The following is a 22501-nucleotide window of genomic DNA, read 5'->3' as shown; positions in this document are numbered from 1 at the left end:
CTTACCTCGCTTCCGCGGGTGTTGTTGCGCTCGCAGGAGCGGGGGCGTGCGGCGCGACTGGCGCACCTTCCCTTAGCTTCTGCAGATTGTCCACGATGACGCGGCTTCCCGGAGCAAGACCGGAGTTCACGATCCAGTTGTTTCCAGATTCGGAACCAAGCTGCAGCGTTACGGCATGTGCCTTGTTGCCAGCGTCGACGATGTACACCTGCTTCATTCCCTGCACATCGGTCACCGCGGCCTGAGGTACGGTGATGGTGTTGCGGCGAAGCTGTGTGGTGGCAGAAACGCGGCCGAACTGACCGGGGCGCAGGACATTCTTAGGATTCGGGAAGACGGCGGCGATGCGGATGGCACCTGTCTGCTGATTCATCTGACGATCGATGAATGCGATCTTGCCCTTGTGGGGATAGGCATCGCCGTTGGACAGTGTCAGTGTCAGCGGAACGTTGGCGGCGCTCTTCAAGAGATCCGCATCGCTATCATTCGCACGACCGATGAGTGCGAGGTATTCGCTATCGCTGATGGAGAAGTACACCTTGACGGGATCAAGCTGCGACACAGACGTGAGGGCAGTCTGGGGCGATACAAGATTGCCGATCTGTGTGACTGCCTGACCGGCAACACCGGAGATGAGCGAACGAACCTTAGTGAAGCCGAGGTTAATCTCTGCTGTCTCTTCTGCCGCGCGTGCGGTTGCGATCTGCGCCTTCGCCTGCTGCACGTTGGCTTCGCTCTGTGCCCTGGTCTGGACTTCCTGATCTAACTGGCTCTGAGCAATTGCCTTTTGTTCTGCGAGCGGGGTATCGCGGGTGACGTTGATCTCTGCGAGCTTTAGAGCGGCCTGTGACTGACCCAGTGCAGCTTCTGCGGCTGCGACCTGGCCCTTCGCCTGATCAAGTGTTGCCTGGAAGGGACGAGGATCAATCTCAAACAAGACCTGGCCCTTGCTGACAACGGAACCTTCGCGATAATTCTGGCGGATAAGGTAACCGGTCACCTGCGGCTGGATCTGCGCGTTCACGAAGCCATCCAGTGTGCCCACCCACTGGTTGTTCAGGGCAACGTCTGACGGCTGTACCGTGACCACGGAAACAGGCAGGGCACCCATTTGCTGCTGTGGAGCGGGCTTGCTTTCGCAGCCTGTTGCCAGAAGCACGATGCTTGCTCCGGCTAAAAGAAAAGCCGCACGGCAAGCGGTCTGTGCGAGGGGAGTGCGTTGGTTCACGCGGCGGATGGCCGGCATGGTCATGAATGCTCCTTGGCGAAAGATCCTGCGGCTGAACGTTCTCTCACAGAAAACATACGCGCATGTATCTTTCACATACGATGATGCGTCCAATAGCGGGGATTCAATAAGTTGCCTGTGAGAAAAGTTACTTCCGAACATCGTACGCAAGAACGGGCCATACGGACACGTAAAGATTTGATGGCTGCGGCTCGGCGCGTCTTTGCGCGCGATGGGTTTGAAGTGGCTCGCCTGCAGGATATCGCGCAGGAAGCGGGCAAGACGCGCGGCGCGCTCTACGCCCACTTTAAGGACAAAGAAGATCTCTTTTTCGCATTGATCGAAGAGAACATGGAGGCGGACGGGGAATTCTATAGGACTCGGCTTACGCCCGAATCAACGCGCGAAGAACGTGTGGCTGCGCTTGTGGATCATATGGAAGCTATGTTGTGTGATCGCAAACGTGTGATGCTTTACCTGGAATTCAAAATGTACGCTATCCGGCATCCCCATAAACAAAAGCGTCTGGCGGAGCTTCACCAGGCACTTTGTGTGAAGGGCATGGATTCCAAGTTGCACCTGGTACCGGAGCTGCATGAAGACAACTCGCAAAAGCGGCGAGCGATCTTTGCTGCATTTGGTGCTGTGCTGGACGGCCTTGCGCTGAATCTGTATTTCGATCCGGGAGCACTTTCGCAGGAGGAAGTGCGCTCCCGCATTGAACAGATGGTGCGCGAACGCGTTGTTTAATGTGACTTGTAGGCCTTGATCCCGATAGCAACGGGATGTGGTCCGGCAGGCAACATGGTGAACAACTCAGGACCGCGTGTGGCGCGTGTGCGAATGACCGCCACGTCTGCACCGCGCGAGTCGGCGACCAGCAGCACAGGTTGTCCCGGTGACATGGCCATGGCATCGGGGCCGGGGCCGGTGTGGATGCTGTTGGACATGCGTCCATCGTCGATGGAGTAGAGGCTTACGGAGTCTGAGCCGTTCGCTGCGACCCAGAGCGATGTGTTGTCCGCACCGACTATACCGCGCGTGGGCTGTGTGCCGATGAGGTAGGTGCCGCCCACTTCGTTGGTGTAGGTGGAGATTTCACTGACGCTGTCAGAGCCGTAGTTGCTGACGAAAATCTCACCGCTATCGGGCTTCAGGGCAATGTGTCCGGGCTGCTTGCCAACGCGCAGTCGCGCCAGCAAGTGGTCCTGCATGGATGCGGGGTCCTGCTTGGCTTCCCATGTTCCGGGTGCGGAAGAGAGGCTGACGGCCATGACTTCATCGTTGCCGGGGCAGGTGATGAAGGCTTTGGAAGAGTCGCCAAGGATGGCGATGTCGGCTGCGCCGGAGCACTTGTCGTAGGTGGAACGAAGCTGCAACGGATGGTCTTCGCCGATCGCATAGACAGAGACGGAACCCGCGCCACGATTGGCCACAACCAGCGAACGATTGTCAGGCGACACGCGCACTGTGGCAGGCTGAACGCCAGCGGCTACGGTTGCAATGCTGCGATGCGTTGCGAGGTCGATGACGCTGACGGAGTTGGAGTCGGCATTCGTTACGTACGCGCGCTTGCCGGTGGAATCAACGTCGATGCCGGTCGGGCCGCGTTGCACGCCGATGGTGGCGGCGATGGAGTTGTTGTCCGCGTTGATGGCGGTGACGGTGCTGCTGCCGGAGTTGGTGACGTAGACTTCGTTGCGCGTGGGATTCACGGCAATGGCACTGGGCTGAGCACCCACCTGCAATGTGCGGTCGGCGCGGAAGTTCACCAGATCGAGGACGGTCACGGTGCCAACTGCATTATTCGCGACGTACGCGTATTCGCGGTAGTTCGCCGCGAGTTGCGGAAAACGCATACGATTGCATCCGCCTGCAAGGAGCAGAAGCGGCAGGGAAGCAAGAGTGATGGAGCGGCTTACCTTCACGTTACGATTGCTTCCGATTTACGGACGACCAACGCGCTGCAAGCCAGATGACCACGGCGATGTTCGTAACGGCAACGAGAATGTAGGCGGCCCAGAGGAAGTGGATACTGTTCACAGTAGGTTCCATGTTTATGCCTCCAGTGCTTCCATGGCTTCGCGTTCTGCGATCTGCTGTTCACGACGAACGATGGCGTAACGCGCCCAGATGAGAGTGCATCCCCAGAAGAACCACGCCACCATGTTCCAGAGGAAGGCGGTCTTCATTACCGGGTCCAATGCGCCGTCTCCGCGCAAAACCGGTGCGGGATGCTGCGTGCGCCACCAGGTGATGGATTCGAAGACGATGGGAATATCAATACCAGCAAAGACACTGAGTACTGCTGCAATTACCGGTGCCTGGCTGCTGGAGGAGAAGCTGCGCACCAACAGGTAGCTGACGTAGAGCAGGAAGAGCATCAGGAAGCTGGTCAGGCGGGCATCCCATGCCCACCAGATGCCCCACACGGGACGCCCCCACAACATCCCGGTGGCGAGACCGAGGCCTACATAAAGAACGGAGATTTCTGCGGAGGCAATGGCAAAGGCGTCCAACTTCATAGCCAAGGCGTGATTTTTGCGACGCGTCGCCAGGAAGGCGATCGACGCGATCATGTTCGCATAGGGGAAGATTTCGGCGGAGATGTTAATTGGCACATGCCAATAGAAGATCCGCTGAATCGGTCCCATGGTGGCTTCCGTGGGAGCAACGAAAATGGCCTCGTACAAACCCCATGCCAGCAGGGCCACGCTCAGACCGCACAACATCCAGAAAAGGCGCTTCATGATCGTCTTACAGTCTACCGTCTTCGTGGATTTGCGGGGCGTTATTCGGCGTGGAGCACGGTTCCGAAGAGAAGGATGCATGCGGTGGTGAAGATGACGTCAAACCCGAAGATCAGGCGCACCCACATGCCGGGTTCAAAATCGCCGGTGATGACGGCGGTGGTGGCCTGCGTGACACCGAGCAGCGCCGGGATGGAGATGGGGAAGAGAATTGCTGGCAACATCAGAGCGCGGTTGCGGCTGCGCAGACCCAGCGCGGCGAAGAACGTGCCGTTGGCTACGATGGCCCACGTTCCCAGTGGCAGGATCAGCAAGAGCCACTTGATCTCGCCCAGCGGATGCAGGTTGTAAAAGACGATGAAGACCGGCGCGAGTACGGCTTCAATGAAGGCCACGAAGAGGAAGTTTGCCAGCGCCTTGCCGAGGAAGAGTGCGGATGGCGGTGCGGCGCTCATGCGGTGCGCGTCCATGACTTGATTGCGGCGTTCGCGTTCCCATGAGATGTTGAGCGAGGTCGTTGCGGCGAAGAGTAAGCCCACCCAGAGAAGGCCGCCGCTCATTTGTCTTGCCATGGCGGGATAGCCGGTGGGGTCGAATGCCATTGCAAAGGCTACCGCGATCAGCAATGTGAAGAAGAGCATGCCAGCGACGGCTTCGCGGCTTCGCCATTCGAGCCGAAGATCTTTCTTGAGGTGGAGCCAGACGGTGCGGAGATAGATCACTCGACGGTCACTCCATCTTTCGTGATGTCGGCGACTTGAGCTTCTGCTGCGCGAATGTAGTCGGCGGGTGCAAGAAGGAGCTGCAGACCGCGCGTGCCAGCGGAGACGCTGATTGTGTCGAAGAGCTCGATGGATTCGTCAGCGAATGCGCGGTACGCCTTCTTCGCGCCCATGACGGTCACGCCGCCGCGGATGTAGCCAGTGAGTGGCTCTACGTCTTTCAATGAGGTCAGTTCGGCTCTCTTTGCTTCTGCTGCCAAGGCGAGTTTCTTCAGGTCGAGTTCGCTGTTGCCGGGAACGACGCCGAAGACATATTCACCGTCGTGGAGGCGACAGAGGAGTGTTTTGAAGACCTGCTCGACGGGCATGTCGATCTTGCGTGCGACTGTGCCTGCGGTGAGGTCGTTAGGGCTGACTTCGTACTCGCGGGTTTCGTACTTGATGTTCAGTTTGTCTAGCAGACGTGCGGCGTTCGTCTTCATGCAGCCGCCTCGGCATTTGGTGTGACGATGCTGCCATGGCGCATGTGGATGACGGAATCGGCTGCGTGATGGACGAGCTCGAACTGATGCGTTGTGACGATGACGGTGCGCTTGCGTCCGCCAACGAGCGGCCAGGTGCGGAAGTCGAGTAGTAGCGTGACGAGTTCCTTTGCGCCGCTGACATCCATGTTGCTGAATGGCTCGTCGAGTAGCAGAAGTTCAGGATCGCTAACGAGTGCACGTGCCATCGAGACGCGCTGGCGCATGCCCTGCGAGAACTGCGATACGGGGCGCGTGAGGAAGGGATCGATGCCGACTGCACGCAATGCCATCTCTGGTGAACCAACGCAGTCGCACGTTGCGCCGGGATTCTGAAGGCGCAGGAAGTAGCGGAGGTTTTCCATCGCGGTTAGCTCTTCGTAGAGCATGGGTGCGTGGCTCATGTAAGCCATGCGATGACGCTCGTTGAAGGGTGTGCCGCCAAGTGTCGTTACGGTTCCTGATGTCGGCGTGATGAGTCCGGCGAGCGTGCGGAGGAGCGTGGATTTGCCTGCGCCGTTGGGACCGAGCAGGACGTGGAATCCACCCGATTCAAAGGTGCAGGAGACACGCTTGAGTGCAGCGAAGCTGCCGTAAAGCCGGGAGAGGTTTGTGACCTCTGCTGCCAAATTGGGAATGGACTGCATCGGCTTTCAGTATAAAGTGCGGAATCTGCTTGAGCTTGGGTTGAAAGCATCGTTAGAGTGTTGGCCATGCAAGAATTGAAATCTTCCCACGATCCTCGGATCGTTCTTCCGCCTCCACGTCTGCATTGGGGTTGGGTGTTAGCCCTATCCATCCTTACCCGCAGCTACTTTAATTCGATCTGGATGATTGTGCTGGCCAACTGGGTGCGCAAGGTAACGGGTCGCAAAGACGCGTTGATCTGGGCGATCGTGAATGTCGCTGTTATTCCCGGAGTATTCCTGATCGCGGTGATGGTAGGAGCCACGATTGGCCTCATGTCTCGCGGTCAAGGTATTGGCGATACACGCGTGCTCTATTACTCGTTGGTAGCTTTTGGGATGATCGCTGTCGTAGGCAGTTACACTGCCGCAGCCTTCAAGTTGAGGAGCGCGCTGGAGGAAGCGACGGTTGGCCTGGCGTTTGGCGGTGTGATGACATTCCTGTTCAGCGGCACGTACTTTCAGTACTTCCTGCACGACTACGTCGTTCCGGATGCCGAAGAACTGTATGGAGCTCTTCCAACACCACCAGCGTACGTGCTGCCGCCGACTGCCTAAAGCTATTTCAAAGGTGCAACAAGCGTAGCTGTAGGAGCGGCGCTGGGAGTTCCGGCGGGTTGGGTGCCGGGCTTCGCTCCGTTGGGAGCGGGGGCGTACTTGCTGGCGCACTTGGCCTGGAGTTCGGTGGCCTGGAAGACGCCATCGCGGCCGAGGTGGCCCATGGCTAATGCCTGGGCGTCGTCCTTGAAGGTGTCTGGTGGCGGTTCAGTGCCCTGGTAGTTCACGGTGAGTTCCTTACCCTGTTCCAGCAGGACGAACTGAGCGTGCGTGCCCACGCGTTGGATGGAGCCGGGCTTCACGTTGCCTGCCACGCGCAGGTTGCGCTTGTAGGCCTTCTGGCCCATGGTCTGGAGTTCGCCGATGGTGCAGTAGTAGCTGGTGGCCTTGCTGTCACGTGCGCCCGCAATGGCGAGGAACAGGACAGCACCGACGATGACGACGGTGGCGACGATGACCTTGACGGAGGAACGACCGGACTGGGACATAAGCTACCTCCGATTCTACTCCTGCACCAGTGGCGATGCTACGGTTACCGGACTGGCGGAGGCGATGTTTGGCCTACATTGACGATATACTTCGCCTTACAGCTATGCCGAGAAATGGCATCTGGGCAGGAGACACGAATCCATGAGCACATCGACGAACGGGCACAAGCATAACGGGAACGACTACACCGTTCCAAAGCCGCGCGAGCAATGGATTGTGAACCGCAAGGCTGAAGCCGCCAAGACCGGCGACTGGAACATGAGCCAGATGCACTTCGCGCGTAAGGGCCTGATCACGGAAGAGATGGCTTACGTTGCACACAAGGAGAAGCTGGAGGCCGAGTTCATCCGCCAGGAGATCGCCAAGGGAACGATGATTATCCCGGCGAACATCAATCATGTTGAGCTGGAGCCGATGTGCATTGGCGTGGGTTCACTATGCAAGATCAACGCCAACATCGGCAACAGCGCCATCACGAGCAACGTGGATGAGGAGCTGCGCAAGCTGCATACTGCTGTGCACTATGGCGCGGATACGGTGATGGACCTGTCGACCGGCGGCGATATCCCGATGATCCGCGAGGCCATTCTGCGGCATTCGCCCGTGCCCATCGGAACGGTGCCGTTGTATGAGGCGCTTTCGCGTGTGAAGCGTGTTGAGGATCTCAACATCGACATCTACATGGACGTGCTGGAAGAGCAGGCGCAGCAAGGCGTGGACTACTTCACGATCCATGCTGGCGTGCTGATCCAGTATGTGCCGATGGTGTCGAAGCGCATCACAGGCATCGTGTCACGCGGCGGCGCCATTATGGCGCAGTGGATGACGAGCAATCACAAGCAGAACTTCCTGTACGAGAACATCGAACGCATCCACAAGCTGATGGCGAAGTACGACGTCAGCTACTCGTTTGGTGACGGCCTGCGTCCCGGATGCGTTGCCGATGCCAGCGATGAGGCACAGTTTGCCGAGTTGGCGACATTGGGCGAGTTGACGCGCAGTGCGTGGAAGCACGATGTGCAGGTGATGATCGAAGGTCCGGGCCACGTGCCGATGGACAAGATCAAGGAGCAGGTGGACAAGGAAGTGGAGCTTTGCGATGGCGCTCCGTTCTACGTGCTTGGACCGCTGGTTACCGATATTGCTCCGGGTTATGACCACATCACCAGTGCGATTGGCGCGGCGATGATTGGCTGGCACGGCGCGGCGATGCTCTGCTACGTAACGCCGAAGGAACATCTCGGACTGCCGAACGAGAAGGACGTGAAGGACGGCATCATCGCGTACAAGATTGCGGCTCATGCTGCGGATATTGCGCGTCATCGTCCGGGTGCGCGTGATCGTGATGATGCGATCAGCCATGCTCGTTACACGTTCGACTGGGATGCGCAGTTTGACCTGTCGTTGGATCCTGAAACCGCTCGCGGTATGCACGATGAGACGCTGCCGGATGACTATTACAAGGAAGCGGCTTTCTGCAGCATGTGCGGACCGAAGTTCTGCTCGATGAACTGGTCTTCGAAGGTCGACAAGTACAACGAGGAAGTTCATGGACTGAAGAAGCCGGAACTGACCCAGATCATGACGGAGCAACTCGTTTCGTTGCGCGGATAGTCAGGGAGAGGGGTACCCCCCTCCCCCCTGTTTTTCTAAAATCGTCTTTCTATCGGGTTTATGGTTTTGGTGTTTGTAAAATCGTCTGCCCATTGGAGTTAGAGGCAAAATCGTCTTTCTAAACGAGTTAGGGCCGCGCTCAGCGCGGCCCTTTTGCTGTCTAGTTCTATTTTAGTTGTTTGGTAGAAATGACCTGCCAACTCTATTTCTTTTTATTTGTTGGAGTTGAGTGGTTCAGGGGCTTGACAGGGCACTTCGTGCGATTCTCGACGCCTTCGGCGGGCGTTGGCTGTCATTCATCGCGGTGCGGGTGGTGTCGTAAGTACCAGGAACCGAACGGCCGCGGATGGTGAGGTTTTGGCCGGCTGCATGAACGCTTCCGCGCTCGTTCATCCAGTGCATCTTGAAATTACGGCCCCGGATATGGCTCTTGAGCTTTCCATCCGTGTTCACTCTCGGACAGTCCCGATTATCGGTTGCAATTATTTTCTGCAATCGTCGTCCCATAGAACATCGAGTGGAGTAACTTCATTCCCATAGAAGTTCTAGTGGAGAAGCCGATGGGCAAAGCCGATTCAACATCAACCGAAGTGATGATCGTGGCCCTTGGCAGATCCCCGGGCTCTTTGCAACGCTCTTCGAACGCACTAGAAGATCTAGTCCTCGCGAGGCTCTATGCGCAGAATTGAGTGGTATCAACGTACCTGCTTGCTCGTCATCGCATCCGTAGCAATGTCGCTGCTGTATCGGGCGCAAGCACAACAGCCCGCACCCAGTGCTGACACACAGACTCAGATCTCTCATATCGAGAATGGGTTACTGCCTTCGGTGATCATCAAAGGCCAGCCCGTGGCCGGAATGCACGTGACCGACAGGATGCGCTACTACCATGTGCCGGGTGTGAGCATCGCCTACTTCGATCATGGAAAGATCCAATGGACAAAGGCCTACGGTGTTGCAGACGTACAAACAGGCCGTCTGGTGACTCCGGAGACACTCTTTCAGGCGGGCTCCATCAGCAAACCGATTGCCGCGCTCGGCGCGCTTAGCCTGGTACGAAGTGGCAAGCTCAAGCTTGATGAGAATGTAAACAACGAACTTCGCTCATGGCACATTCCCGAGAATGAGTTCACGACAAACCAGAAGGTGACGCTTCGCAGACTCCTTAGCCATAGTGCAGGCGTGGGTGTTCATGGATTTAGCGGCTACGAAGTGGGGCAGCCGCTACCCACGGTGATTCAGATACTGGATGGCTTGAAACCAGCAGCCTCACCGCCGGTGCGCGTCGAGACCGTGCCTGGTTTGGTATATAGCTATTCAGGCGGCGGCATGATGATCGTCCAGTTGCTGATGATGGAGAAGTCGGGGAAGAGCTTTCCAGCAGTGATGCGCAGTCAGGTGCTTGGCCCCATTGGCATGATTCAGAGCACGTATGAACAGCCACTGCCGTCCAATCTGGTCAGTAGCGCAGCACTGGGATACGGATCACATGGTTCGCCTCTCCCCGGTGGTTTCCACGTCATCCCCGAGATGGCTGCTGGAGGCTTATGGTCGACGCCCTCCGACCTTGCGCGCGCAGCAATTGAAGTGCAAAAGGAATATGCCGGAACATCCGACAGGATTCTGACGCAAGCTTTGGCGAAGGATATGCTGAGTCGCCAGAAGGACAATTGGGGTTTAGGTTTCGAAGTTGAGAAGCCTGGTGCAACGCCTCGTTTTGATCATTTTGGGGTGAACACAGGCTTCGTCTCCGTGCTGGAAGCGTATCGCGACCAAGGACAAGGAGTCGTGATTATGACCAATGGACAACAGGGCGAAAAGCTTATTACAGAGCTTCTTCGTTCCATTGCCCATGAGTATGCGTGGCCGGATCTTCAACCTGTCGAGCATACGTTGATCAAACTTGATCCCGCTTCGCTGGAAGGTCTGGAGGGAACGTATGATCAGGCGGATAAGGATGGGCAGGACAAACTAACGGTCACAATCCGAGACGGGAAACCCTACATCTCTGGCTCCTACAGTGTGGGGTCGACCTATCATTTTGGATTTTCGGAGCCATGTGAGTTACTGCCCGAAACGCGCGACCAGTACTTCACCTTGCAGACAAGTGCTGCCAGCTTTCGCTTTGAAAGGGCCAGCGAAGGTCGAGTGGATCGTTGCATCGTGATTTCAGGAACGAATCAGCGTGACGCCAAGAAACTATAGAGTAACAATTGCCATTCATGATCTGTTCACGCTTGCTTCGTACATAGGGGAAAGGAGTAACGATGCGTCTGATGTCTTCCTCTAAAGGTTCTACGGTTCGTTTGTTTTCAGCCTGTCTGCTGATTGGTTCTGGTTTGGCCTGGGGGCAGGCAAAACCTGCTCCCGCCAAAGGCAGGGATTTTGATACGGCTGCCCCAAAAGAAGAAATCATGGGGACGGGGAAGGCTGCAGCGGGCGCAAACTCTGAGGTAGGCAGCCCGAATCGCACGGTGGGACCGCAGCGGGATGGCTCGATTGTTGTTTCCGACAACCAAGTGCTGACGCCTGCGGGCAAGATTGTTGAGATGGGCACGCCTGTGCGCGTGAAGGCGATTGCGCTCAATCCCAATCGCATGGTTCATAGTGCGGCTGTGTTGCTGATGGGATCGCCGCAGCCGATCATCGTATTCGATACGGTGGCGGGAAAGGTGCTGCAGCGGTTTACTCCTGAAGACGCGGGAGCCACTGCGAAGGACACCACCGCGGGATCGTTTACGGGCATTACGTATTCCGCCGATGGCTCGAAGCTGCTTTTCAGCCAAGACAACAACCACGTTGTGATTACGAAGGTGGATAAGAAGACGGGTCTTCTGAGCAGTGAGCAGCGAGTGAAACTGCCTGAGCCGCCCGCGGATGGGCGCACGTATCACAATGCGAAGTCAATCAATCCGGGAGGCATTGCATTCTCAGCGGATGGTAAGCGTGCCTATGTTGCGTTGAATGTTGCGAACACGCTCGGAGTGATTGACCTTACATCGTCTCCCGCGAAATTGATTAGCCAGATTCCTGTTGGCAATGTGCCGAACAGTGTTGTGGTGAGCGGGAACTATGCGTATGTGACCAATGAAGGGGGACGGCCCGCTACTGGCGAGGATTTCACTAACGATTCGGATGGTACGGCGATCGTTGTTGACCGGAAGGATGCTTTCACGATCACTGGCACGGTGTCTGTTGTTGACCTGACAGCGGGTAAGGAAGTGAAGACCATCCCGGTTGGTTTGCATCCGGTAGGGATGGCGATTTCCGGTTCGAAGCTCTATGTTGCGAATGCTTATAGCGATAGTCTTTCGATCGTTGATCTTCAGACCGATAAGGTGATGCGCACGATTAGCCTTAGCGTTCCGATTGGAAATGGTGCGTTTGGCGCTGGTCCCAATGGCGTTGCCGTTACGGATGATGGCAAGGCTTATGTAACGCTGGGGCAGGCGAATGCTGTTGCCGTTGTGAACCTGCAGGGGCGCGAAGCGAATCCCGTGGTTGGTTATATTCCTACGGCTTACTTCCCAACTTCCATCACGTATGACAAGGCGCGGAAACAGATTCTGGTGGCCGATGATAAGGGGCTGGGATCACGCGGTAATACGACGATCAAAGAAAACGTAGTTGGCTACAACACGCACGGCGATATGGGGGTTGCGAACCTGATTGCGGAGCCGAATTCTGTTGAACTGGCGAAGTTCAGCAAGCAGGTGTTTGATAACAATCACTGGAACCTGACGACGAACATTGAAGTTGGGAAAGAGTTCATTGATCCGCGGGCTGTGGCGGTCGCGGTGCCAAAGCATATTGGTGAGCCTTCGCTGATCAAGCATGTGTTTTTGATCATTAAAGAGAACCGCACGTACGACCAGATGCTGGGTGATGTGAAGTGGGGGAATGGATCGCCTGAGTTGGCGATGTTTGCTTCTGCTGTGCCGAATCAGCATGCGATGGTGAAGCGGTTCCCGCTGTTGGACAACGTGTATGCGCCGAGTCGTCAATCGGCTGATGGTCATCCGTGGATTGGTATGTCGGGTTCGTTTTATTCCAACGACATTCTGTCGCCGGATTGGATTCGTTCGTACCCGGGTGGTGGTGCAGAGGATCCGCTGACCTATACGCCGATGGGATTTCTGTGGACGGGACTTGAGGCAAAGGGACTTACCGCGAAGCTGTATGGCGAATGGAGCAGCGGCGCTACGATTGCGCATAAGGCTGATGGATCGGCTTATACGTGGACGGATTTCTATAACACTTCGCTATGCAAGGAAGGCAAGGCTCCGGCTTCCAGTTGCGTTGTTCCGGATGATGCCATTCATGTGAGTTCGGTGATTCCTTCTGCGGCGAAGATTATGGATCCGCACTATCCGCCGTTCAATTTGAATATTCCCGATCAATATCGCGTGGATTACTGGATCAAAGATTTTCAGGCGATGGATTCCGCAGGAAAGGTACCTAACTTAACTATTCTTTGGCTGCCGAATGACCACACGGCGGGTGCTTCAAAGGGAATGCCTGATCCGATGAGTTATCAGGCAGACAACGATCTGGCGCTTGGCCGCATGGTTGAGGCGATCAGTCACAGCAAGGTGTGGGGCGATTCGGCCATCTTTGTTGAGGAAGATGATTCGCAGGGTGGGGCCGACCATGTGGATGGACATCGTCAACCGGTGTTTATCATCAGCCCCTACACCGTTGCGTCGCAGACTCCCGGTGAAGGCAAGGCGATTCACACGACGTATACCGCTGAGAACATCAACCGGACGATTGAAAACATTCTTGGCACGCAGCCGCTGACGCAGTTTGATCTGGTGGCTTCGCCGATGTTTGACGCGTTCCAGAACACGCCTGATCTGACTCCGTATGACGTTGTGCCTGCGGTGCTGCCGCTGGATCATGGGCCTGGGTTGAAGGGTGCTCAGGCTGTTTCGTCGAACCCGATGGAGAAGGCCTGGTTCAAGGCTACGGCGACGGTGATGAAGGGTAAGTACGACAAGGCCGATGCGGTTGAACCGAACTTCCTGAATCATTCCACGTGGTATGTGGTGACGGGATGGGCGCGCCCTTATCCTGGTGAAGATAAGGTGATGCTGCCGGGGCCTTTGGTGAAGGTTGCGAAGAAGTACAACGGAGATGGGGACGACGACTAAGTCTGACTTACTAAGTCAGCACTTGTTACTTACGCCTGTTTTGATTTGCGGCTTCGGCTTTGGCACGGGCGATTTCTTCCATGCGTTGGGATAGCTGGCGTTCGCGACCCTGGTCGGTGGGGCGGTAGTAGCGGCGATCTTCGAGGCCTTCGGGCAGGCACTGCATGTCGGCGACTTTGCCGGGGAGATCGTGCGCGTACTGGTAGTCCTTGCCGTAGTTGAGGTTCTTCAGCAGGCGCGTTGGGGCGTTGCGCAGATGCAACGGTACTGGTTGTGCGCCGGTGGCGTTCACGTCTGCTGCGGTCTCGTTGAAGGCTACGTAGACGGCGTTGGATTTGGGTGCGAGTGCGAGATAGACGACAGCCTGTGCGAGTGCGAGTTCGCCTTCGGGGGAGCCGAGTAGATGCATGGCTTGTTGCGCGGACAAGGTGAGATTGAGCGCTTCTGGTGCGGCCAATCCGATGTCTTCTACGGCCATGCGGACGACTCTTCTGGCAACGTACATGGGGTCTTCGCCTGCGGCCAACATGCGGCGTAGCCAGTAGAGCGAGGCGTCGACGTCAGAGTTGCGCACGCTTTTGTGGAGCGCGCTGATGAGGTCGTAGTGCTGCTCGCCGTTCTTGTCGTAGAGGAGCGTGCGTTGCTGGAGTGCGTCGCCGACGGCTTCGCGCGTGAGCGTGGTTTCGCCGCGACCGATGAGGAGCGATGCTGCAGTTTCGAGGGCGTTGAGAGCGTAGCGGGCGTCGCCGTTAGAGAACGATGCGATGGCTTCGAGTGCGCCTTCGGCTGCGGTGAGTTGAAGGCTGCCGAGGCCGCGATCTTCGTCGGTGAGTGCGCGCTGGAGGAGCGCTACGATCTCTGCGTCGGGGATGGATTGCAGTACGTAGACGCGGCAACGGGAGAGCAATGCGGCGTTGACTTCGAAGGATGGGTTTTCTGTGGTGGCCCCTATGAGGCGGATGGCGCCGCGTTCGACGAAGGGCAGGAAGGCGTCCTGCTGGGCTTTGTTGAAGCGATGGATTTCGTCGACGAAGAGGATGGTGCGGGAGCCGGAGGCGGCGGCGCGTTCCGCGTCGGCCATGACCTGCTTGATTTCTTTAATGCCGGCGGTGACGGCGGAGAACTCAATGAAGGTGGCGGAGGTGGCGCGCGCGATGATTTTTGCCAGCGTGGTTTTGCCGGTGCCGGGAGGGCCCCAGAAGATCATGGAGCCGGGCTCGCCGCGGTCGATGGCGAGGCGCAGGGGTTTGCCGGGGCCGATGAGGTGTTTCTGGCCGGCGAACTCGTCGAGCGTGGTGGGGCGCATGCGCTCGGGGAGTGGAATGTCGCGGCGGTTCAGCGGCGCGCCTACGGGATCGAGATTGCCGAAGAGACCGCCCATTAGAAGTTCCTCTGTTGGGATGCTTCGTAGAGCAGAAGGGAGCCTGCGACTGCGGCGTTGAGGCTTTCTGTGGGGCCGGTGGTTGCTAAGGTGATCTGCTTGTCGCAGATCGACAACATCCGCCTGGAGACGCCTGCGCCTTCGTTGCCGATGACTAGTGCGATGGTGCCGCGGAGGTCGGTGGCGTGGGCGGCTTCGCCGTCTTTGGCCACGGCTGCTAGGAGTTGGCTGTCTACGGCTTTTAGTGCCTGGATCAGTGCGTTGTCGCAGCGGGGGAGCGGGACTCGGAAGGCGGCTCCAGCGGCGGCGCGGAGGCATTTGCCGTTCCAGGGATCGACGGTGCCGGGCGTGAGCGCCACGGCGGAGGCCCCGAAGGCTTCGGCGGAACGGATGAGGGTGCCGAGATTGCCCGGGTCCTGCAGGCCATCGGCGATGAGGATGAGGTCGCCGGTGCGCGGGGCGTAGGGGAGTTCGGGTCGTTCGAGGAGAGCGGCTGCGCCCTGCGCGTTCTCGGTTTCGGTGGCGGCCTGGAAGGCGTCGGGGCTGAGGAGCAGAACTTCGCGGGCGGCGTCTTCTGGGAGGTCGCGCAGGAGGTGCGCGAGGTCTTCGCGGAGGTAGAGCGTGTCGAGTTGCAGGCCGCTGGCGATGGCCTCGCGGACGAGATGGAAGCCTTCGATGCCGATGTGGTCGGACTTGCGCGTGGTCAGCGCGGTGCGAAGGGCTTTGACGCGGGCGTTGGTGCGGCTTGTGATTCGTTCGGGCATTGCTCTGGTAAGTGTAGCGGGGCTTGCGGTTTGGCATTGTGGTGAGGGTGAGGAATGCAGGTCCTTCGACTTCGCTCAGGATGACGAACTTCGTTCGTTTGAGCTTCGCAAAGCGAAGCTGATTTGGTTTGTGGTTGGAAGGGGTGGGCGTATCGGAGCGGTGAAGTGCGTCGGGATTCTTCGCTTTGCTCAGAATGACGGCGTTTGACTGTTTGAACTTTCGAGATGACGCCTTTCGGTGGTTTGAGCCTTGATGCGGATTAAGTTGTTGCGGCTGCTTGCGTTCCGGTGTGGTTTGGGCGATGCTGCGAGGGAGGTTCTTCGCGGGACTTCGGGAGTGTGCATGTCGGCAGAAGTGTTGCGGATTCATCCGGATGAACCAGAGGCAGAGCTGGTGGGGTATGTGTCGCAGTGTGTGGAGCGTGGCCAGGTGGTGGCGCTGCCGACGGACACGTTCTACGGTCTGGCCGTAGACCCGGTGAATCTGCGTGCAGTGGAGCAGATTTACGAGTTGAAGAGCCGCGCGAAGCATAAGCCGTTGTCGCTGCTGGTGGGAAGTACCGCACAGGGATACGAGCTGGCCCGGGGATTGGATAGCGCCTTTGACAAGCTGGCGGAACGATTCTGGCCGGGGCCTCTGACGATCATCGTGAAGGCGGGTTCGAAATTGCCACTGAGGGTGACGGCGTACACCGGCAATGTGGCGATTCGCGTGCCGGAAGCTCCGATTGCGCGTGCGGTGGTGGAACATTTGGGAATGCCGATCACCGCGACTTCTGCGAACCTGGCGGGGCATCCCGAGTGTAGCCACGCGCGGTGTGTGCGCGAGCAGTTGGGCGATAAGATTCCGCTGATTGTGGATGGCGGCCCGACCGCGCGAACGGTGCCCACGACGATTGTGGATCTGAGCGGTGGCGGAAATTCGTGGATGATTCTGCGTGAAGGCGCGATCCCAACGCATGAGATTGCGCTGGCACTCCAGCACTAAGTAACGAAAGGCACATGGCACGACGATCCGAAAGACGGCAGCGCGGCGGCGGACACCCATTCCGAACGCTGCTTGTGGTGGTCGTGCTGATCGCCGCGGCGTGGTTTGCCAGTTTGTATGTGCGCATTGACCGCGTGGCGCAGGAAGACCAGGCAGCGCCTTCGGATGCGATTGCGGTATTTGGGGCGGCGCAATATGTGGGGCGTCCATCGCCGGTGTATCACGCACGGCTGGACCACGTGGTTTCGCTCTACGAACATGGCATGGCGCCTTACATTGTGACGCTGGGCGGTTCGTCCGATAAGAAAAACGGACTGAGCGAAGGCGATGTGGGGCGTAACTACCTGCTGGCCAATGGCGTGCCGTATGACCACATCATTGCGGAGACGCGGTCGCTGGACACAGGCGAGCAGGTGGACCAACTGGCGCGCATTGCACGCGACAACCAATGGAAGCGTGTGATTGTGGTGAGCGATGGCACGCATCTGTTCCGGATACGGGCATTATGTGAGCGCGAGGGGCTAAATGTGTTGACGTCTCCACGTGCGGCCTACGGAAACTTGTCAGCATGGGGACATTTCACACGGATTACACACGAAATGTTGAGCTACACCTTCCTTCGGCTGCATGTGGAGGCCGGATGGGCGAAACGATGGATGGAAGGGAAGGAAGAGGCTTAGAAGCTGCCGTTCTCCTGACCGTTGGATGACGATTTGAGGACGACTTCGTCTCTTGGTTGAGGAATGCATCACGGGCATCTGGAAAGGTGCCGGGGTTGCGCCCTTATATCCGTTACAATCTGAAGATGGCGGGGCCGCAGTGCTCCCGAAGCAGGAGCAGCGTTTGGTTTCACTTCCACGTCAGGTATTTCGCGTAAGCGCGGCTGGTTTGAGCGCAATTGCGGTGTTGGCCATTGCCGGTTGCGGCAATAACTATCGGCCAGTTGTCAGCGCGATCAATCCGGTTGGTCCTTCGACTCAGCCGCTGGTATACGCCACGGCAGTTGCCGATCCGGGCAACGGCAACGATGGTCTTGCGACGGTCGTTAATGTTTTTGGCGAGACGGTGGCCGCCACGGCCGCTGTTGCTCCGAGTCCTCTGTACTTTACGGTGGATTCGGGAGGCCAGGCTTATGTTCTGCATAGCGGCAATTCGGTCATCGACTCGTTTAGTGCTGCTGAAGGCCTGATGACGACGACGGTGAAGCATTCGTCGCTGGCGCAGGGTGTAAATCCGACGCAGATTACGACGAACGGCACTGCTGGTCCGGTTTTCATCATCGAGCCGACGGTGAACAAGGTGGCTGTGCTGTCGGCAGGAACACCTCCGACGATCCGTCAGGAACTGCCAGTACCGGCGAATCCTGTGTACACCATCGCTAATGCGAGCGCGACGCGTGTGTACACGCTGAGCCAGGGTGCAACTCCGGGTACCGGTCTTGGTACGGCGACGGCTATCGAAGCGGGTACCGGAACAGCGAACAATGCGATCTCCGCAAGCATTCCTGTGGGTATCAACCCTATTTACGGTGTGATGACGCCGGATGCGCGCCGCGCTTTCGTCCTGAATCAGGGCAGCGGTACGGTGACCGTGATCAACACGGTGGGCAACAATCTGGATAAGACCATCACGGTTGGATCGAACCCGATCTGGGCAGATGTGGCTCCTGCGATTAATGAGATTGCTGTGCTGAACAAGGGCAACGGAACGTCTGCTGGATCGCTGAGCATTATCAACGTGGCGCTCTGCAACCAGGTTGCGCTGCCGGGCAATGCGGCCTGCGATGCAAACAATCCGGCAGATGCTGCGAACTTTGGCACGGTGCTGTCGACCGTTCCGGTGGGCGTGAATCCGGTGCAGGTGGCGATTCTGTCGGACCTGAGCAAGGCTTACGTGGCGAATGCCGATGGCACGGTTACGGTGGTGGACATGAACACGATGGTGGCCACCAAGACGATCACCGTGGGCGGTTCGCTGAACTGGATTCAGGCTGTTGCGGGCAATCCTACCGGCAAGATTCTGGTAACTGCTGCGGATACGCAGACGCTGACGATGATCCGTACCGATACGGACGTTGTGACGTCGACCATTCAGTTGCAGGGCAAGGGTATTGGAGTTCGCGTTTCGCAGTAACTCCTTGATGTACTAAAAGGGGGACCCTTCGGGGTCCCCCTTTTACTTTGTGCTGATTTGCGCTTTGGGCCTACGCGCCGATCATGAGGATGGGCAGGGTGGGGTTCTTCGCTCCGCCTTCTTCTTCCATGGTGACGCCGAAGGTGCCCGCGACAACTCCCTTGGGGATGTCGGGCAGGACGATGCTGGCGTAACCGCGTTCGTCGGGGCGGAAGGTTCCTGCAGGAATGGGCGTGCGGCCTTCGCCTACGGGGATGAGCCAGAGTTCGTAGACTTTACCTGCGGGCAACTGGTCAAGGTTTGCGCCCTGAAAGATGAGCGAACCCGTCTCCGACACGTAGGTGACCCGCGCATTCGCGATGGGCTGCGAGCTTTGCTTTGTGAGCTGGAACCGCTGGGCCGCGCTATTGCGCAGGACGTCGAGCACTCGCAGTGAATTGTCAGACTCTGTCGCGATGCGCGCTGCCTTCGCGTTCGCCGTTGTGGCTGTCTCCTGCAGAGTTTCGGCTTTATGCCACAGGGTGAAGGTGCTGGCGGCGAGACCCGCGGCCAAGGCCCATCCTGCCCACGGAAGAAGCCGCGTGAAGATGTTTCGCTGGGGCTCTTCTTCCTGAAAGGAGCGGAAGGGCAGCGAAGCTTCCGGCGACGGCGTGTAGCTATCGTCGCGAATGGCGCTGAGGCGGTCGGGAGCGGGTTCCGGCGTCAGGATCGGATCTGTCGCGATGGCGTGCTGCGCTGTGGCGCGATCGGCGACGGAATGGATTGCAGATTGTGATTTCTTGCCACGCGCAATCTGCTTGAGGAGACGCTGGCGGCAGAGTGCTGGCGGTGTGTGCTGTTCCGGCGTCATCGACAGGAGGATGAGATCGCCGTGGACATTCGCCAGCTCTTTGCGAGCTTCAGGAGAATGCTGGAGGAATTCCTGAAGACGCGTTTGCTCTTCAGGCAACAGCAGCTGCATGGCGTACAGGTAAAGGTCTTCGGCGGTGACGGGTTGTTGCCGGGTCATCCCTGCATGGCCTTTCTGAGCTGCAGCAGCCCTGTACGGATACGAGTCTTCACGGTGGAAGCAGGGTCGCCGGTTAACTCGGCGATTTCCGTGTGCGTGAGGCCGTCGAAGTAAGCCATGTCGAGCGTTTTGCGCTGTTCGGCAGGCAGATTCAGTAGCGCGGCGCGAGTACGTCCGAGTGTCCCGTTGCGATCCGATTCTTCGGAGAGACGGACTGCGGAGGGCAATTGGAACTCCTGCACCTTTGCGTCTGTTTTCTTGCGACGGAGCGTGTCCAGCGAGCGGTTGCGTGCAGCTACGGCGAGCGATCCGCCCAGTGATGCAGTTGCATCGTTGTACGACTCTGACTGGTTCCAGAGATTCAGGAAGACTTCATGAAGAACGTCTTCCGCGGAGGAAGGATCACGCAGGACGCGGAGTGCCACGGAGTAGACGAGCTTCGCATAGCGGTCAAAGAGTTGCGCTATGGCTGCTTCGTCTCCGCGCTGGACGCCGCGGAGAAGGAAGCCGTCGTCGCTGGAGGGCAGGATCTCGCTCTCGCGGGAAAAGGAACGCGCGAAAGGTTCCGCGGGATTGGGGCGCGGTGTGATGTTGCCGAAAGAAAATTCTGATGATGATGCCATGGGCGTGGAAGAAGTCAGCGCATCCTCAGGCGGTGTGCGTGTCCAGAACTGGATGCGAATCCGCAAAGGCGACCTGACCTCCCGTTGAGTGTAACCCGCAGGTGTGGGCTTTGCGCAATCTCTGCGAGGATGGAAATGGAGGCTGAAAGATGGCAAAGGTTCGGTTGGATAAGGCATTGGTTGAGCGAGGGCTGGTTCCTTCGCGAGAACGTGCCGCGAGTCTTATCCTGGCTGGCCGTGTGCTAGTGGACGAACAGAAGCAGACCAAGGCAGGCTTTGCGATGGCTGAAGACGCGGCGATTCGCATCCTGGGTGAGGACATGCCGTACGTCAGTCGCGGTGGGTTGAAGCTGCGTGGCGCGCTGGATCACTGGAAGATTGATCTTGCGGGACGGCTGTGTGTCGATATCGGTGCTTCTACCGGCGGCTTTACGGATTGCATGTTGCAGGCTGGTGCTGTGGGTGTGCTGGCGGTGGATACGGGTTATGGGCAGCTTGCGATGTCGTTGCGTATGGACGCGCGCGTGAAGCTGCTGGAGCGCACGAATGCGCGGCTGCTGGAGCCGGGTGCGTTGCTTTCGGAAGCTGGCGCGTTGTCGGCCGATGTTGCGCCGAGTTTCTTTTCCATGGATGTTTCGTTTATCTCTGCGTCGCTGGTGATTGCGGCTGTGGTGGCTGCTTTGACGAAGCCGGAATCGAAGTGGGCGGGTGAGTGTGTGGTGCTGGTGAAACCGCAGTTTGAGGCTGGCCGTGAATGGGTGGGCAAGGGCGGTATCGTGCGCGATCCAGAGGCCTATCGCATTGCAACGGAGCGCGTGAAAGAGGCGATTCGTGTGGCGGGCGGCGAGACGATGGAGGTGATTGATTCACCGATCACCGGGATGGAAGGGAATCGGGAATTTTTGTTGTACGCACGATTTGCTTGAGGTATTGGGCTGTAGCCTGCCTTTCAAACGATGATGAACTTGATTTGTAAACGCGCTGCTGGTTGGGGCCAAGTACACTAAACAGGCATGCAGCACGTTGCCATTATTTCGAAGCCGCAGAAGCCGGAACTCGTCACCTTGTTGCCGGAGCTTATTTATTTTCTGAAGGAACGCGGCTTTGAAGCGCATCTGGATGAGACAAGCGCGGCGTATGTAAAAGAACACGGCATGCTTCGTGAGAGCATGGCGGGTTGTTGTCCGTCGCTGGTGATTGTTCTGGGTGGCGATGGTACGTTGTTGTCGGCTGCGCGCGCCTTTGCCAAGACGGATACGCCGATCCTGAGTGCGAATCTTGGTTCGTTAGGTTTCCTAACGGAAGTGCCGCTGTCGGAAATTTATAAGACATTCGACGCTTGGCAGGAGGGATCCTGCTCCGTGGATCAGCGCAGCATGATGCATGCGGAGCTGTGGCGCGATGGCAAGGTGTACCAGGCGTGGGACGCGCTGAACGATGTGGTGATCAGCAAGGGCGCGATTGCGCGTATGGGCGATTACTCGATTCAGATTGGCGGGCAGAGTGTGGCACGGTTTCGCGCGGATGGCATGATCGTGGCCACTCCGACAGGCTCGACCGCGTACAGCCTGGCGGCGAATGGGCCGATTGTGATGGGCAGTGTGGATGCCATGGTGGTGACGCCGATCTGCCCGCATCTGCTGACGCTGCGTCCGATTGTGACGCCTGCGGATACGGAGATTTGCATTTCTGTGGTGGGGATTGCGGACCAGACATTTCTGACGGTGGATGGGCAGGAAGCCGTTGAATTGAAGCTGTCGGATGAGGTGCATTGCCGCCGCTCGCAGTACTCGGTACGGCTGATCCGGTTGGGCGAGCATGGTTTGTTTAACGTGCTGCGGTCGAAGCTGAAGTGGGGCGAGCGGTAGGTCGTTTTTCGGCT

At 58.0% G+C, this 22501-nt stretch carries 22 protein-coding genes; 10 read left to right on the top strand and 12 right to left on the bottom strand.

Annotated elements, in window-relative coordinates; genetic code table 11:
* Window position 1 precedes the first annotated feature (1 nt).
* Window positions 2-1246 (bottom strand): efflux RND transporter periplasmic adaptor subunit, encoded by a 1245-nt coding sequence (locus M504_RS02585; protein WP_084214365.1) that lies wholly within the window; start codon window positions 1244-1246, stop codon window positions 2-4.
* Between the two features lie 183 nt (window positions 1247-1429).
* On the opposite strand from M504_RS02585, the gene M504_RS02580 reads away from it, so the two are divergent.
* On the top strand, window positions 1430-1978 hold the full coding sequence (locus M504_RS02580; RefSeq protein ID WP_052200261.1) for a TetR/AcrR family transcriptional regulator: 549 nt from the start codon (window positions 1430-1432) through the stop codon (window positions 1976-1978).
* On the opposite strand, the gene M504_RS02575 is transcribed toward M504_RS02580, so the two are convergent.
* The 6 genes from M504_RS02575 to M504_RS02555 are packed head-to-tail and all read right to left on the bottom strand — an operon-like array spanning window position 1975 to window position 5868.
* A complete protein-coding gene (locus M504_RS02575) occupies window positions 1975-3156 on the bottom strand; it encodes a YncE family protein (RefSeq protein WP_232296128.1) in 1182 nt (393 codons plus the stop codon). The genes M504_RS02580 and M504_RS02575 overlap by 4 nt on opposite strands.
* A gap of 1 nt (window position 3157) precedes the next feature.
* Window positions 3158-3283, bottom strand: coding sequence for a hypothetical protein (locus M504_RS22625; protein ID WP_255347711.1), 126 nt, complete (start codon window positions 3281-3283; stop codon window positions 3158-3160).
* Between the two features lie 2 nt (window positions 3284-3285).
* Complete coding sequence (gene ccsA, locus M504_RS02570; protein ID WP_047487615.1) at window positions 3286-3978, bottom strand: cytochrome c biogenesis protein CcsA; 693 nt, start codon at window positions 3976-3978, stop codon at window positions 3286-3288.
* A gap of 41 nt (window positions 3979-4019) precedes the next feature.
* The gene (locus tag M504_RS02565; RefSeq protein WP_047487613.1) at window positions 4020-4700 is read right to left on the bottom strand and encodes a heme exporter protein CcmB; all 681 of its coding nucleotides are present in this window, start codon (window positions 4698-4700) and stop codon (window positions 4020-4022) included.
* Entirely contained in the window at window positions 4697-5182 is a 486-nt protein-coding gene (gene ybaK, locus M504_RS02560; RefSeq protein ID WP_047487610.1) for a Cys-tRNA(Pro) deacylase, read from the bottom strand. Before ybaK ends, M504_RS02565 begins: the two co-directional genes overlap by 4 nt.
* Window positions 5179-5868, bottom strand: a complete 690-nt coding sequence (locus M504_RS02555; protein ID WP_047487607.1) for an ABC transporter ATP-binding protein — start codon at window positions 5866-5868, stop codon at window positions 5179-5181. The genes ybaK and M504_RS02555 overlap by 4 nt, the downstream gene beginning before the upstream one ends.
* Window positions 5869-5934: 66 nt before the next feature.
* On the opposite strand from M504_RS02555, the gene M504_RS02550 reads away from it, so the two are divergent.
* Window positions 5935-6465, top strand: coding sequence for a hypothetical protein (locus M504_RS02550; protein WP_156993441.1), 531 nt, complete (start codon window positions 5935-5937; stop codon window positions 6463-6465).
* A 2-nt stretch (window positions 6466-6467) separates the two neighbouring features.
* Here M504_RS02550 and M504_RS02545 read toward each other — a convergent pair whose 3' ends face one another.
* The gene (locus M504_RS02545) at window positions 6468-6953 is read right to left on the bottom strand and encodes a cytochrome c maturation protein CcmE (RefSeq protein WP_047487603.1); all 486 of its coding nucleotides are present in this window, start codon (window positions 6951-6953) and stop codon (window positions 6468-6470) included.
* Between the two features lie 121 nt (window positions 6954-7074).
* On the opposite strand from M504_RS02545, the gene thiC reads away from it, so the two are divergent.
* From thiC to M504_RS02525, 3 genes are all read left to right on the top strand, one after another.
* Window positions 7075-8568 carry a phosphomethylpyrimidine synthase ThiC gene (gene thiC, locus M504_RS02540; RefSeq protein WP_255347728.1) on the top strand — a complete coding sequence of 498 codons (1494 nt, stop codon included), beginning with the start codon at window positions 7075-7077 and terminating at the stop codon, window positions 8566-8568.
* A gap of 675 nt (window positions 8569-9243) precedes the next feature.
* Window positions 9244-10773, top strand: coding sequence for a serine hydrolase (locus tag M504_RS02530; RefSeq protein ID WP_052200259.1), 1530 nt, complete (start codon window positions 9244-9246; stop codon window positions 10771-10773).
* A 62-nt stretch (window positions 10774-10835) separates the two neighbouring features.
* Window positions 10836-13721: a bifunctional YncE family protein/alkaline phosphatase family protein gene (locus tag M504_RS02525; protein WP_084214038.1), complete on the top strand. Its 2886-nt coding sequence runs from the start codon at window positions 10836-10838 to the stop codon at window positions 13719-13721.
* 25 nt (window positions 13722-13746) lie between these two features.
* On the opposite strand, the gene M504_RS02520 is transcribed toward M504_RS02525, so the two are convergent.
* Both M504_RS02520 and M504_RS02515 read right to left on the bottom strand, forming a co-directional pair.
* Window positions 13747-15102, bottom strand: a complete 1356-nt coding sequence (locus M504_RS02520) for a replication-associated recombination protein A (protein ID WP_052200255.1) — start codon at window positions 15100-15102, stop codon at window positions 13747-13749.
* On the bottom strand, window positions 15102-15866 hold the full coding sequence (locus M504_RS02515) for an RNA methyltransferase (protein WP_047487594.1): 765 nt from the start codon (window positions 15864-15866) through the stop codon (window positions 15102-15104). Before M504_RS02515 ends, M504_RS02520 begins: the two co-directional genes overlap by 1 nt.
* Before the next feature lie 343 nt (window positions 15867-16209).
* On the opposite strand from M504_RS02515, the gene M504_RS02505 reads away from it, so the two are divergent.
* From M504_RS02505 to M504_RS02495, 3 genes are all read left to right on the top strand, one after another.
* Entirely contained in the window at window positions 16210-16854 is a 645-nt protein-coding gene (locus tag M504_RS02505) for an L-threonylcarbamoyladenylate synthase (RefSeq protein WP_047487588.1), read from the top strand.
* 14 nt (window positions 16855-16868) lie between these two features.
* Window positions 16869-17534, top strand: coding sequence for a YdcF family protein (locus tag M504_RS02500; RefSeq protein WP_047487585.1), 666 nt, complete (start codon window positions 16869-16871; stop codon window positions 17532-17534).
* 163 nt (window positions 17535-17697) lie between these two features.
* Entirely contained in the window at window positions 17698-18987 is a 1290-nt protein-coding gene (locus M504_RS02495) for a YncE family protein (protein WP_156993438.1), read from the top strand.
* Window positions 18988-19057: 70 nt separating this feature from the next.
* Here M504_RS02495 and M504_RS02490 read toward each other — a convergent pair whose 3' ends face one another.
* Window positions 19058-19996, bottom strand: coding sequence for an anti-sigma factor domain-containing protein (locus M504_RS02490; RefSeq protein ID WP_047487582.1), 939 nt, complete (start codon window positions 19994-19996; stop codon window positions 19058-19060).
* A complete protein-coding gene (locus M504_RS02485) occupies window positions 19993-20685 on the bottom strand; it encodes a sigma-70 family RNA polymerase sigma factor (protein ID WP_232296127.1) in 693 nt (230 codons plus the stop codon). Before M504_RS02485 ends, M504_RS02490 begins: the two co-directional genes overlap by 4 nt.
* Before the next feature lie 83 nt (window positions 20686-20768).
* Here M504_RS02485 and M504_RS02480 point away from each other — a divergent pair, with 83 nt between their 5' ends.
* Both M504_RS02480 and M504_RS02475 read left to right on the top strand, forming a co-directional pair.
* Window positions 20769-21545: a TlyA family RNA methyltransferase gene (locus M504_RS02480; RefSeq protein WP_047487579.1), complete on the top strand. Its 777-nt coding sequence runs from the start codon at window positions 20769-20771 to the stop codon at window positions 21543-21545.
* An 87-nt stretch (window positions 21546-21632) separates the two neighbouring features.
* Entirely contained in the window at window positions 21633-22487 is an 855-nt protein-coding gene (locus M504_RS02475) for an NAD(+)/NADH kinase (protein WP_047487576.1), read from the top strand.
* Window positions 22488-22501: the final 14 nt, after the last annotated feature.

The organism is Terriglobus sp. TAA 43 (assembly GCF_000800015.1).
GTDB lineage: Bacteria > Acidobacteriota > Terriglobia > Terriglobales > Acidobacteriaceae > Terriglobus.
This window is presented reverse-complemented; position numbering and strand designations above follow the sequence as displayed.

Bases quoted from the DNA above. Each gene is read 5' to 3' on its own strand.
- M504_RS02585 (WP_084214365.1), bottom strand. From the start codon at position 1,246: ATGCCGGCCATCCGCCGCGTGAACCAACGCACTCCCCTCGCACAGACC.
- M504_RS02580 (WP_052200261.1), top strand. From the start codon at position 1,430: ATGGCTGCGGCTCGGCGCGTCTTTGCGCGCGATGGGTTTGAAGTGGCT.
- M504_RS22625 (WP_255347711.1), bottom strand. From the start codon at position 3,283: ATGGAACCTACTGTGAACAGTATCCACTTCCTCTGGGCCGCCTACATT.
- ccsA (WP_047487615.1), bottom strand. From the start codon at position 3,978: ATGAAGCGCCTTTTCTGGATGTTGTGCGGTCTGAGCGTGGCCCTGCTG.
- ybaK (WP_047487610.1), bottom strand. From the start codon at position 5,182: ATGAAGACGAACGCCGCACGTCTGCTAGACAAACTGAACATCAAGTAC.
- M504_RS02555 (WP_047487607.1), bottom strand. From the start codon at position 5,868: ATGCAGTCCATTCCCAATTTGGCAGCAGAGGTCACAAACCTCTCCCGG.
- M504_RS02550 (WP_156993441.1), top strand. From the start codon at position 5,935: ATGCAAGAATTGAAATCTTCCCACGATCCTCGGATCGTTCTTCCGCCT.
- M504_RS02545 (WP_047487603.1), bottom strand. From the start codon at position 6,953: ATGTCCCAGTCCGGTCGTTCCTCCGTCAAGGTCATCGTCGCCACCGTC.
- M504_RS02530 (WP_052200259.1), top strand. From the start codon at position 9,244: ATGCGCAGAATTGAGTGGTATCAACGTACCTGCTTGCTCGTCATCGCA.
- M504_RS02525 (WP_084214038.1), top strand. From the start codon at position 10,836: ATGCGTCTGATGTCTTCCTCTAAAGGTTCTACGGTTCGTTTGTTTTCA.
- M504_RS02520 (WP_052200255.1), bottom strand. From the start codon at position 15,102: ATGGGCGGTCTCTTCGGCAATCTCGATCCCGTAGGCGCGCCGCTGAAC.
- M504_RS02515 (WP_047487594.1), bottom strand. From the start codon at position 15,866: ATGCCCGAACGAATCACAAGCCGCACCAACGCCCGCGTCAAAGCCCTT.
- M504_RS02505 (WP_047487588.1), top strand. From the start codon at position 16,210: ATGTCGGCAGAAGTGTTGCGGATTCATCCGGATGAACCAGAGGCAGAG.
- M504_RS02500 (WP_047487585.1), top strand. From the start codon at position 16,869: ATGGCACGACGATCCGAAAGACGGCAGCGCGGCGGCGGACACCCATTC.
- M504_RS02490 (WP_047487582.1), bottom strand. From the start codon at position 19,996: ATGACCCGGCAACAACCCGTCACCGCCGAAGACCTTTACCTGTACGCC.
- M504_RS02480 (WP_047487579.1), top strand. From the start codon at position 20,769: ATGGCAAAGGTTCGGTTGGATAAGGCATTGGTTGAGCGAGGGCTGGTT.
- M504_RS02475 (WP_047487576.1), top strand. From the start codon at position 21,633: ATGCAGCACGTTGCCATTATTTCGAAGCCGCAGAAGCCGGAACTCGTC.